This window comes from Pseudomonas sp. 18.1.10 (genome assembly GCF_024655625.1).
Taxonomy (GTDB): domain Bacteria; phylum Pseudomonadota; class Gammaproteobacteria; order Pseudomonadales; family Pseudomonadaceae; genus Aquipseudomonas.
The window spans coordinates 1-11,558 of record NZ_JANLGL010000174.1 but is presented as its reverse complement, the minus strand read 5'-3'; the positions used below and the strand labels follow the sequence as shown (position 1 = coordinate 11,558).

Sequence of the window (11,558 nt, the reverse complement as noted above, 5' to 3'; positions counted from 1 at the left end):
AGTCACCCATACAGTGACTGAACTACCGCTATCGCAGGCAAGCCAGCTCCCACACTTTAGTACTGCACAGTCTTAGCGACCGTACTCAAGCTCAAGCAATCAGCGAATACACCACCGCCGTAATCGCCACCAGGCCTACCGCCGTAACGAACACATTGGAAGCCTGCCCACGGTACTTGGCCATGGCCGGCACCTTGCGAATCGCGTACATCGGCATCAGGAACAGAATCGACGCAATCACCGGGCCGCCCAAGGATTCGATCATGCCGAGGATACTTGGGTTAAGCGTGGCGACGATCCAGCACACCACCAGCATGAACGCGGCGGTCATGCGGTCCAGGGTCTTCGGTGCCGGGCGGCGACCGGTCTTGACCACCAAGCCCTTGAGGCCTTCGCTGGCGCCGATGTAGTGGCCCAGGAACGACTTGGCAATCGCCACGAACGCGATCAACGGCGCGGCAAACGCGATGGTCGGGTTGTCGAAGTGGTTGGCCAGGTACGACAGGATCGACAGGTTCTGCGCTTTCGCTTCGGCCAGTTGCGCCGGCGACAGGGTCAGCACGCAGCTGAACACGAAGAACAGCACCATCACCACCATCAACAGGTGCGCGCGGGACAGGATCTGCGAACTGCGCTCATCGGCATGTGCGCCGTACTGGCGCTTCTGGTCCACCGCGAAGGCCGAGATGATCGGCGAGTGGTTGAACGAGAACACCATCACCGGAATCGCCAGCCACAGGGTGCTGAGCAACGCCGAGGGTTCAGGCACCACGCTGGCGGTGCTGAGGATGCCACCGGTCCAATGTGGGATCAGGTACACCGCGAGGAACAGCAACGCGACGATAAACGGGTACACCATCAGGCTCATGGCCTTGACGATCACGCGCTCACCGCAACGCACCACGGCCAGCAGGCCGAGGATCAGCACAAACGCCAGGATCGCCCGTGGCGGCGGCATGATGTGCAGTTGGTGTTCCATGAAGCTGCTGACGGTGTTGGTCAATGCGACGCTGTAGATCAGCAGGATCGGGAAGATCGCAAAGAAGTACAGCAGGGTAATCATCGCACCTGCGGTGATGCCGAAGTGCTCTTCGACCACGTCGGTGATGTCGGAGCCGTCACGACCGGACAGGACGAAGCGGGTCAGGCCACGGTGCGCGAAGAACGTCATCGGGAATGCCAGCAATGCCAGGATCAACAGCGGCCAGAAACCGCCCAGGCCAGCGTTGATGGGCAGGAACAAGGTGCCGGCGCCAATGGCCGTGCCGAACAGGCCAAGCATCCAGGTGGTGTCCTGGCGGCTCCAGCTTGTGAGGGTTGCAGGTGTCGATGCATAGCGTTCGTCAACGCTATTGGCCTGATCATTCATCCGGTCGGATCTCCGCATTTACACGGCCGGGACGAGTCAGAAAAACCTGACAGGCAGCGCCCCGACCATAGAAGGGGCCGGATTGTCCGGGATTCTTGTGAATAAGCAAAGACTTAGCTGAGGAACGGTGGCGTGGTATATCGACACGCCGCACCTGTGGCAGACACATTTGTTGACAACCTGGCGTCGATCTCAGCATGATCGGGCCATGAACGTTATTCAGCTGCACCTCACCCGCACCACCACCACCACCACGACCGCTATCGGCGGGTCGCGCGGTGGCTGTGGGGGGTTAAGCTAAACACTTCACAGATTCACCCCAAGGCCCCGCCAGCAATGGACGGGGCCTTTTTATTGCTCCGCCCGACTGGCAATCACAAGGAGCAACACCATGGCTGACGCCCTGCTGATTATCGACATGCAAACCGGCCTCTACGACGGCCCGCAGAAGCCTTTTGAGCGCGAACGTGTACTCGCCACCATCAACCAACTGATCCAGCGCGCCCGCAACGCCAACGCGCCGATCTTCGTCGCCCGCCACACCGGCCCGCAGGGTTCGCCCATCGCCGCGGGCAGCCCGCTGTGGCAGCTGTGGCACGGCCTGGACGTGGATGAATCCCGCGACAACCTGTTCAATAAAACCCGCCCCAGCTGTTTTCTGGGAACGGATCTGGCGCAGCAACTGAATGCGGCGCAGGTCAATGAACTGGTGATTGTCGGCATGAAAACCCAGTTCTGCCTCGATACGACTTGCCGAGTAGCCGTTGAGCTGGGGTATTCGGTGATATTGCCCGAGGATGGCCACACTTGTATGGACACTCCGGCACTCAGCGCGCACGCGATCATCGAGCATCACAATGCGACGTTGGCGGGGGCGTTTGTGAAACGGGTGAGGGCTATGGATATTTGGGGTTGATTGGCTAAAAAGCTGAGTTTTCTAGAGAAGAATTGTGCAGTTCGCCTTCTATGGCGTTCTGCGCGATATCCAGTTTCTCCAGGAGCTCAGCGGTTTCGTGGGCCGTCAGTGCAACGACAGGCCGGTTCCAATCGTGATTCCTGATGACATTTATCCGAAAGCCACCCGCAGCATCGAACTCCGGGTACCAACCCACATCCAGTAGGAAACCGCCGGCAAATTCAACCTGAAGCATGTCTTCTTTCAGCAGATCGACCTGCTCCGACACGGCGCCGTCCTGCAAGAGCGACAAGTCGTCGTGAGTGATCGTGCCACCGGCAAACTTGAGTGGAATCAATTTGTTAACCTCCTGAACTCCTGTTCGGAAATAGGATGACCATGGATAGCGCCACCACTCAGTTCTATTCGAACCCAGCGGCTGAGTTTTCCTTGGCACGCACCTATACAGTGTTGATGCTCCATCACTTTCCAAGGCCTCCCATTGGTGGCTGACGTCCCATTTTTATAGGCCTCTCTTTCAAGCATTTCAATAGCGATACCTGGCCTGTACTTGGCCGGACCGTGCAAGGTTCCGGCAATGACTGCCCTCCAGGAAACAGCGGTCGGAGGGTAGTGTTTGTATCCATACGGGGTCCATTGAATCTCTTCTTCGAGCGTTGCAGGAACAGGCATCCATGTCGTCTCTGCTAGAGGGAAAGTCCGCAAAGTCTGGCCCAGCAAATCCCCCCAGGACGAACGGCCAGAAAATTCAGAATGGCCTTACGAAAGAAGAAAATTTTCTATTTCAGTAAAACGCTCCGTCTTACAAATCCCGCATACTCCCCCCTCAAACCCTTCAGGAAGAGCCTTCCGATGTCCACCACTGTTCTGGTTCTGGTTGAAACCATCAACGAATACCTGCACATCATCGAAAACGATGACTTCCACGTGATTCTGGCGCCGACGCCCGCCGAGCGCGCCCAGGCCATCAAGGCCCACGGCGGGCAGATCAAGGCGGTGCTGACCCGTGGCCCACTGGGTTTGTACGCCGAAGAAATCGCCGCCCTGCCCTTGCTGGAAATCATCTGCGTGATCGGCGCCGGCTACGAACATGTGGACCTGCAAGCCGCCAGCAATCGCGGGATCGTCGTCACCAACGGCGCTGGCGTGAACGCGCCTTCAGTGGCCGACCACGCCATGGCACTGCTGCTGTCCCTGGTACGCGGCATCCCGCAGACCGACGCCGCCGTACGGCGCAACGAATGGCCCAAGGTCATGCGCCCGTCCCTGGGCGGCAAGCAGCTGGGCATTCTCGGGCTGGGTGCCGTGGGACTGGAGATCGCCAAGCGCGCGGCCCTGGGTTTCGGCATGGAAATCAGCTACCACAACCGCCAGCCCCGCGATGATGTGGACTACACCTACTGCGCAACAGCGGTGGAACTGGCACGCACCTCGGACTTCCTGATCCTCGCCACACCCGGCGGCGCCAGCACCCGCCACTTGATCGATCGCCACGCCCTCGACGCACTCGGGCCCAATGGTTATTTGGTCAACATCGGGCGCGGCAGCGTGGTCGTTACCGCCGACCTGGTGGCCGCCCTCGAGCAACGCCGCATCGGTGGCGCGGCCCTGGACGTATTCGACGACGAACCCCAGGTGCCCGACGCCCTCAAGCGCTTGAGCAACACCGTGCTCACCTCCCATGTCGCCGGCCTGTCGCCGGAAGCCGCCCACGACACCGTGCAGCGCGTGGCCGACAACCTGCTGGAATACTTTGCCGGGCGCCCGGTGCTCACGCCCGTCGCGTTACCCCCGCCCGCAAAATGACCGATCAGGCACGCTGATTATCATCCAACACGCTAACCTATTAAGCCGCCCCGACCTTGTCGCTGGGCGGTGGTGCGCATTAGATTAGGAAATAGTCCGAGGCCTTTAGAATAAGCAGAAGGGATAAGCATGGCGCTGAACGACCAATCGACCCAGATCCGAGCAGGCGAAGAACTTGATGCCAGCCTGATCGATCCCTACCTCAAGGCCCATATCCCCGGCCTGAGCGGCACGCCGACCATCAGCCAGTTCCCGGGCGGTGCGTCCAACCTGACTTACCTGCTGGAATACCCTGGCCAGGAATTCGTCCTGCGTCGCCCGCCCTTTGGCCACAAGGCCAAGTCCGCCCACGACATGGGCCGCGAATTCCGCATTCTCAACAGGCTCAAGGACGGCTTTCCGTACTGCCCCAAGGCCTATGTGCATTGCACCGACGAGTCGGTGATCGGCGCCGAGTTCTATGTGATGGAGCGCGTCAACGGCATCATCCTGCGCTCCGACCTGCCGCCCGCACTGGGCCTGGACGCGGCGAAGACCGAGGCACTGTGCAAGAGTTTTATCGACAAGTTCGTCGAACTGCACCAGGTGGACTACACCGCGTGTGGCTTGGCCGACCTGGGCAAGCCCGAAGGTTATGTGGCGCGGCAGATCAGCGGCTGGAGCGATCGCTACGAAAAAGCCCTGACCCCCGACGCCCCACGCTGGGAAGCCGTGCGCGCCTGGCTCAACGACAAGATGCCGGCCGACCACCCCACCTCCAGCATCGTACACAACGATTACCGCTTCGATAACGTGATCCTCGACCCGCACAACCCGATGCAGATCATCGGCGTGCTGGACTGGGAGCTGACCACCCTCGGCGACCCGCTGATGGACCTGGGCAACACCCTCGCCTACTGGATCGAAGCCGCCGACCCGGCACCGGTGCAACTGATGCGCCGCCAACCGAGCAACGCCCCCGGCATGCTCACCCGCCGCGAGTTCGCCGACTACTACGCCGAACGCGCGGGCCTGCAGATCGACAATTTCGACTTCTACTACACCTACGGCCTGTTCCGCCTGGCCGGCATCGTGCAGCAGATCTACTACCGCTTCTTCCATGGCCAGACCCAGGACAAACGCTTTGCGCAGTTCATCCACATGAACAAGCTGCTGGAGCAGATGAGCCTGAATGTGATTGCTAAATCAGCCCTCTAAGGAACCCCCATGTCCAAGACCAACCTGTTCGACCTCGACGGCAAGATTGCCTTTGTTTCCGGCGCGAGCCGTGGCATCGGTGAAGCCATCGCCAAGTTGCTGGCCCAGCAAGGCGCCCACGTGATTGTCTCCAGCCGCAAACTGGACGGTTGCCAGCACGTGGCCGACGCAATCATCGCCGACGGCGGCAAGGCCACGGCCATTGCCTGCCATATCGGTGAAATGGAGCAGATTGCCCAGGTGTTCGCCGGGATTCGCGAACAGTTCGGCCGCCTGGACATCCTGGTCAACAACGCGGCGACCAACCCACAGTTCTGCAACGTGCTGGACACCGATCTCGGCGCGTTCCAGAAGACCGTGGACGTGAACATTCGCGGCTACTTCTTCATGTCAGTGGAAGCCGGCAAGCTGATGCGCGAGAACGGCGGTGGCAGCATCATCAACGTGGCGTCGATCAACGGCATCTCCCCCGGCGTGTTCCAAGGCATCTATTCGGTGACCAAGGCCGCCGTGATCAACATGACCAAGGTGTTCGCCAAGGAATGCGCCGCGTTCGGCATTCGTTGCAACGCCCTGCTGCCGGGCCTGACCGACACCAAGTTCGCCTCGGCACTGGTGAAGAACGACGCCATCCTGAAAACCGCACTGGCGCAGATCCCACTCAAGCGCGTGGCTGACCCGAGCGAAATGGCGGGTGCGGTGCTGTATCTGGCCAGCGATGCGTCGAGCTACACCACCGGCGTTGCACTGAATGTGGATGGCGGGTTCCTGTCCTGAACCTGTGGGAGCTGGTCCACCGCTATCGCAGGCAAGCCAGCTCCCACCTTTGATCTCCCTCAGCAGACAGAACGCGCCCGGCGCCAAATCCGAAAGCCAGACCACCATCCCAACAACACCACCCACCCCCTGTGGGAGCTGGCTTGCCTACGATGACGGCAGCACAGCTGGCAAAGTACCTGACTGGCCCACAGATTGAGCTCTGCTCAGCTCAATCAAGCATTCGGCGGTTGCTGGCGAAAGCTCACCGCCAATCGGTTCCAGCCACTGATGCTGGACACCGCCATGGTCAGGTCCACCAGTTCTTCTTCGCTGAATTCCACACGCACGGCGGCAAAGAGCGCATCCGACACCTGGGAGGTAGGCAGCGCCGCCACCGACTCGCTCCAGGCCAATGCGGCCTTCTCCCGCGCGGTGAAAAACGGTGAATCGCGCCACACACACAGCGCAAACAAACGCCGTTCGGTCTCACCACGCTGACGTGCCGCCATCGAGTGCATGTCTGTGCAAAAGCCACAGTGGTTGAGCTGCGAGACACGGATCTTGATCAACTCCAGCAACGGCTGTTCGATCGACAGGCCAAAGGTGTTCGCCTCCAGCATCAACATGGCCTTGAGCGCTTGCGGTGAAGCCGTGTAGTAATCCAGACGGGGTTCCATGGAGTGCTTCTCTGAAATGACAGCCCAGCCTAGAACCCCCACGGCATAAGCCCTATAGCCAATCGGGCGGTTTATGCGCAGACCATTTTGCGCCCACCGCGCCAGCGCGTAGTCTTGGCGCAGACTGAAGCCTTGGGATACAACATGGAACTGCACGTGGTGATTAACGGCCGCAAGGATCTGGCCGAACAGCTGTACCAGCAACTGCGCGAAGCCATCCGCTCCGGGCGCCTGGCGGCTGGTGCGCAATTACCGCCCAGCCGCTTGCTGGCCGAACAGTTGGGGGTGTCGCGCAAGACCGTGTCCGACACCTACGCCACCCTGACCTACGAAGGCCTGCTGGTGGGCAAGACCGGCCGTGGCACCTTCGTCAACGCCCATGCGCCCCAGGCGGAACGCCAACAATCGGCCACTGACCTGGCCTGCGCCGCCAGCCTGGCACAGTGGCAAGCCCTGCCCTCGCCCATGCGCCACCCCACGCGCGATAGCACCTTGCGCTACGAATTTATCGGCGGCGCCACCAGCCGCAACCAGTTCCCCCAGGATGAATGGCGGCGCTGCACCCAGGACGCCCTGCGGCGCATCGCGCAGAACAGCGGTTTCTACAGCCAGCCCGAGGGCTTGCCAGCCTTGCGCAGCGCCATTGCCGGGCATATTGCGTTTTCGCGGGGGGTCAGATGCCGTGACAGCGACATCGTGGTCACCAACGGCGCGCAGCAGGCGCTGGACCTGATCGCCCGCGTGGTGCTGGAACCGGGCAGCATTGTGGCCATGGAAGACCCCGGCTACAGCCCGGCGCGCCAGCTGTTCGTGGCGATGGGGGCCAGCGTCGCCAGCGTGCCGGTGGACGAACAGGGTATCCAGGTCGACAGGATCCCCGACGGCACGCGCCTGATCTACGTGACGCCGTCCCACCAATTCCCCCTCGGCATGCCCATGAGCGTGCCACGCCGCGAAGCCCTGCTGGCGCGCGCCTTCGAGCTGGGGGCGATCATCATCGAAGACGACTACGACAGCGAGTTCCGCTACGAAGGCCGCCCCACCGATTCCCTGCAAAGCATGGACAACCGTGGCGTGGTGACCTACGTCGGCACCTTCTCGAAAACCCTGCTGCCCGAATTGCGCCTGGGTTACGCGGTGCTGCCACCGGCGATCCAGGGCGCCGTGCTCAAGGCCAAGCAATTGACCGACCAGCACAGCTCCACCTTGCCGCAGTGGGCGCTGGCCAAGTTCATCAGCGAAGGTTACCTGCTCAAGCACATCCGCCGCTGCCACACCGTGTATGCCGGGCGCCGCGAGCGCATCCTGCAACGGCTGGCCGGGGACTTGTCGCCCTGGTTCGAAGCGGTACCCACCGTGGCCGGGTTCCACATGGGGGCGCTGTGCAAGGTGGCGATCGATATCCCGCTGCTGATGCAGTTGGCGCGACAGGTGGAAGTCGGCTTGTACCCGTTGGACGTGTTTTTCCATGACGCGCCGGTACGCCCGGGGCTAATCATCGGCTTTGGCGCCATCGAGACCCTGGACATCGACCCGGCCCTGGACCGGGTGCGCGACATCCTGCTGCAGATTGGCTAGGGCATTTACCGCCAGATTGGTCATTGGTACTGGCACGACAAGGCTCTAGCCTGTGCACTGCCACCCGCCCCGGAGACCATCGCCATGCCTGCCTGTGCCTTCAACACTGTCCATGTCCGCGCCGCCGCCGGGCGCTCCAGGGAGTTGGGCGAGCGCCTGCAACACATCGCGCAAACCGTGCGCAGCAGCCCAGGCTGCCTGGGCTACAACGTGTGCCGCAGCCCGCTAGACCCCAACCAGTGGACCGTCAGCGGCCACTGGGCCTGCGCCGAACAACGCAACGCGCACTTCGCCCTGCCGGCCCTGCAAGGGTTCATCGACCTGACGGGTGAACGCCTGGCCAGCCGCCTGGTGTTCGACCATTAGGGCATTGGCCTCCTGCACTTCACCGGGATTGGTTATTGGTGACCCCGGCCACGCGGCGTAGGGTGAACAGGTCTCGAACCACTCGGAAACTTCGCCATGAAACGACTGCTCGCTGCCTCCCTGATGCTCGCCTCCCTCAGCGCCTTTGCCCACGAACCGGTGTACAACCAGGAATCGATCAAGGTCCTGCAAGAACACGCGCTGACCAATGTGCCCGGCAAGAAAACCATCATGCTCACCGTGGACTATGCACCAGGGCAGGCCACCGTGCCCCACAGCCACACCGGCACCGCCGTGGCCTACGTGCTGGAAGGCGAAATCACCTCGCGGGTCAATGATGAGAAGGCGATCACCTACAAGGTCGGTGAATCGTTCTATGAGCCGGCGGGGTCGCGGCATTTTGAATCGAGCAATGCCAGCCAGACCAAGCCGGCCAGGTTGCTGGTGGTGATGGTGCTGGATGATAAGGCCGAGGTGCTGACCCCGCTGCCTAAGTAACCCGTCACACCACAAAACCCTGTGGGAGCTGGCTTGCCTGCGATAGCGGTGGGTCAGCCAACCCATCTGGTACTGATACATCACTATCGCAGGCAAGCCAGCTCCCACAGGTTGAACTGTGTGTTTTCAGGGATTTAGGGTCGTTTGAACTGGCGCCGTAACTGCTCGATCCGGGGCCGGCACAGGCACCCTTCCAGATGATCGTTGACCATCCCCATCGCCTGCATCAACGCATACATCGTGGTTGGCCCCACATAGGTCCAGCCGCGCTTCTTCAGCGCTTTCGACAAGCGCACCGACGCTGGCGACGTCGGGTTGCCCGTCCAGTACGCCATATCCACCCGCGCCGGTCGCTCCGCCTCAGCCGGTTCAAACGCCCACAACCAGCGCGCCAACGACCCCATCTCATCCACCAGCTCACACGCCCTGCGTGCATTGTTGATGGTGGACACGATCTTCGCCCGATTGCGCACAATGCCCTCGTCCTGCATCAGCCGCTCGATATCAGCCTCGCCGTACTGCGCCACCCGGCGAAAATCAAAGCCCTCGAACGCCGCCCGAAACTGCTCGCGCTTGCGCAGGATGGTGATCCACGCCATGCCGGCCTGGAAGCCTTCCAGGCAAATCTTTTCGTACAGCTGAACGTCATCCGCCACCGGCACGCCCCACTCGTGGTCGTGGTAATGCGGGTATTGCGGCGCCGACGTGCGCCAGGTGCAGTAGGTCTGCCCGGTGGCGTCGGTGGTCAGTCCTGGTCTATCCATCCATCACCTCATGTGCCGAGCAGCGGATGATAAGCGAAAAATTTTCCAGCCCACCAACCGCTCAAGCATCGCCCTCATCGACCAACTGGTCAGACCGGGTCCGGTCAACCACCGAATTTTTACTTGTGATTTCAAAAAAGCCGAGCGTAGACTGGCCGCGCACTGGACTTACCGGTATGACCACAACAATTAAGCCCTGGAACCACCAGGGCACCCGAATAGAGATCCCTCCCATGCTCAGATGGTGCTCGCGTTCGATTTTCCTGCAAGTCGTGATCGGCCTGATGCTAGGCGTTGTTTGCGGCCTGGCCCTTCCCGAATTCTCCACACAACTCAAACCCCTCGGTGACGGTTTTATCAAGCTGATCAAAATGCTGATCGGCCTGATCGTGTTCTGCGTGGTGGTCAGCGGCATCTCCGGTGCCGGCGACTTGAAGAAAGTCGGGCGCATCGGCCTCAAGTCGGTGATCTACTTTGAAATCCTCACCACCGTTGCCCTGGTGATCGGCCTGGTCATGGCCTTCAGTACCGGCATCGGCACCGGCGCCAATATCCACTTGGAACAGCTGTCGTCGGCCGGCCTGAATGAACTGGCCGACAAGGGCCAGCATATTCGCGGCACCAGCCAGTTCCTGATGGACCTGATCCCCAACTCGGTGATCGGCGCCTTCGCCGAGAACAACGTGCTGCAAGTGCTGCTGTTCTCGGTGCTGTTCGGCAGCGCGCTGAACCTGGTGGGCGAAGCAGCGTCGGGCATCTCGCGCCTGATAAACGAGCTGAGCCATGTGATCTTTCGCATCATGGGCATGATCGTGCGCCTGGCGCCGATTGGTGTGTTTGGGGCGATTGCCTTCACCACCAGTACCTACGGCCTGGACTCGCTGCAACACCTGGGCAGCCTGGTAGGCCTGTTCTACCTGACCTGCTTCGCCTTCGTCGGGCTGATCCTCGGCCTGGTGATGCGCCTGTCGGGCCTGCGCATGCTGCCGCTGCTCAAGTACCTGCGCGAAGAACTGCTGATCGTGATGGGCACCGCCTCCTCCGACGCCGTGCTGCCACAGATCATGCGTAAACTGGAGCACCTGGGTATCGGCAGCTCCACCGTCGGCCTGGTGATTCCAACGGGGTATTCGTTCAACCTCGACGGTTTCTCGATCTACCTGACCCTGGCCATCGTGTTTATCGCCAACGCCACCGGCACGCCGCTGTCGATGACCGATCTGATGACCATCCTGCTGGTGTCGCTGATTACCTCCAAAGGTGCCCACGGCATTCCGGGTTCGGCGCTGGTGATCCTGGCGGCGACCCTCACGGCCATCCCGGCGATTCCCGTGGTGGGCCTGGTGCTGGTGCTGGCGGTGGATTGGTTCATGGGCATTGGCCGCGCACTGACCAACCTGATCGGCAACTGCGTCGCCACCGTGGCGATTGCCCGTTGGGAGAAAGACATCGACCTGCAGCGTGCCAACAAGGTGCTGGACGGGCAGCAAGGGTATGCCTTTCAGGCCAAGAAACCGGTGTTGCCGGCGCACCAGGAGTTCTGACCCATCTCATGAGCGACGCAGGTCCAATGTGGGAGCGGGCTTGCTCGCGAATGCGGTGGTTCAGCCTGCAAATGTGGTGACTGA

Annotated in this window: 12 protein-coding genes; 8 read left to right on the top strand and 4 right to left on the bottom strand. The window is 61.3% G+C overall.

What is annotated here, in order from left to right; all coding sequences use genetic code 11:
• Positions 1-91 precede the first annotated feature (91 nt).
• Positions 92-1,369, bottom strand: a complete 1,278-nt coding sequence (locus NUV89_RS22830; RefSeq protein WP_257783093.1) for a serine/threonine transporter — start codon at positions 1,367-1,369, stop codon at positions 92-94.
• A gap of 391 nt (positions 1,370-1,760) precedes the next feature.
• Between NUV89_RS22830 and NUV89_RS22825 the strand changes: the two genes are divergently transcribed.
• Positions 1,761-2,285: a cysteine hydrolase family protein gene (locus NUV89_RS22825; RefSeq protein ID WP_257783092.1), complete on the top strand. Its 525-nt coding sequence runs from the start codon at positions 1,761-1,763 to the stop codon at positions 2,283-2,285.
• A gap of 4 nt (positions 2,286-2,289) precedes the next feature.
• On the opposite strand, the gene NUV89_RS22820 is transcribed toward NUV89_RS22825, so the two are convergent.
• A complete protein-coding gene (locus tag NUV89_RS22820) occupies positions 2,290-2,622 on the bottom strand; it encodes a hypothetical protein (protein WP_257783091.1) in 333 nt (110 codons plus the stop codon).
• A gap of 515 nt (positions 2,623-3,137) precedes the next feature.
• On the opposite strand from NUV89_RS22820, the gene NUV89_RS22815 reads away from it, so the two are divergent.
• The 3 genes from NUV89_RS22815 (at position 3,138) to NUV89_RS22805 (ending at position 6,065) form a co-directional block, all read left to right on the top strand.
• Positions 3,138-4,091 carry a 2-hydroxyacid dehydrogenase gene (locus NUV89_RS22815; RefSeq protein ID WP_257783090.1) on the top strand — a complete coding sequence of 318 codons (954 nt, stop codon included), beginning with the start codon at positions 3,138-3,140 and terminating at the stop codon, positions 4,089-4,091.
• 129 nt (positions 4,092-4,220) lie between these two features.
• The gene (locus NUV89_RS22810) at positions 4,221-5,288 is read left to right on the top strand and encodes a phosphotransferase family protein (RefSeq protein WP_257783089.1); all 1,068 of its coding nucleotides are present in this window, start codon (positions 4,221-4,223) and stop codon (positions 5,286-5,288) included.
• Between the two features lie 9 nt (positions 5,289-5,297).
• Positions 5,298-6,065, top strand: a complete 768-nt coding sequence (locus NUV89_RS22805; RefSeq protein WP_257783088.1) for an SDR family oxidoreductase — start codon at positions 5,298-5,300, stop codon at positions 6,063-6,065.
• Between the two features lie 215 nt (positions 6,066-6,280).
• On the opposite strand, the gene NUV89_RS22800 is transcribed toward NUV89_RS22805, so the two are convergent.
• Complete coding sequence (locus NUV89_RS22800; protein WP_257783087.1) at positions 6,281-6,724, bottom strand: carboxymuconolactone decarboxylase family protein; 444 nt, start codon at positions 6,722-6,724, stop codon at positions 6,281-6,283.
• A gap of 144 nt (positions 6,725-6,868) precedes the next feature.
• On the opposite strand from NUV89_RS22800, the gene NUV89_RS22795 reads away from it, so the two are divergent.
• The 3 genes from NUV89_RS22795 (at position 6,869) to NUV89_RS22785 (ending at position 9,166) form a co-directional block, all read left to right on the top strand.
• A complete protein-coding gene (locus tag NUV89_RS22795) occupies positions 6,869-8,302 on the top strand; it encodes a PLP-dependent aminotransferase family protein (RefSeq protein WP_257783086.1) in 1,434 nt (477 codons plus the stop codon).
• Between the two features lie 84 nt (positions 8,303-8,386).
• A complete protein-coding gene (locus NUV89_RS22790; RefSeq protein ID WP_257783085.1) occupies positions 8,387-8,668 on the top strand; it encodes a putative quinol monooxygenase in 282 nt (93 codons plus the stop codon).
• Positions 8,669-8,764: 96 nt separating this feature from the next.
• Complete coding sequence (locus NUV89_RS22785; RefSeq protein ID WP_257783084.1) at positions 8,765-9,166, top strand: cupin domain-containing protein; 402 nt, start codon at positions 8,765-8,767, stop codon at positions 9,164-9,166.
• A 134-nt stretch (positions 9,167-9,300) separates the two neighbouring features.
• Here NUV89_RS22785 and NUV89_RS22780 read toward each other — a convergent pair whose 3' ends face one another.
• Positions 9,301-9,930, bottom strand: a complete 630-nt coding sequence (locus NUV89_RS22780; RefSeq protein WP_257783083.1) for a DNA-3-methyladenine glycosylase I — start codon at positions 9,928-9,930, stop codon at positions 9,301-9,303.
• Positions 9,931-10,148: 218 nt separating this feature from the next.
• Here NUV89_RS22780 and NUV89_RS22775 point away from each other — a divergent pair, with 218 nt between their 5' ends.
• The gene (locus NUV89_RS22775; protein WP_257783094.1) at positions 10,149-11,474 is read left to right on the top strand and encodes a C4-dicarboxylate transporter DctA; all 1,326 of its coding nucleotides are present in this window, start codon (positions 10,149-10,151) and stop codon (positions 11,472-11,474) included.
• Positions 11,475-11,558 lie beyond the last annotated feature (84 nt).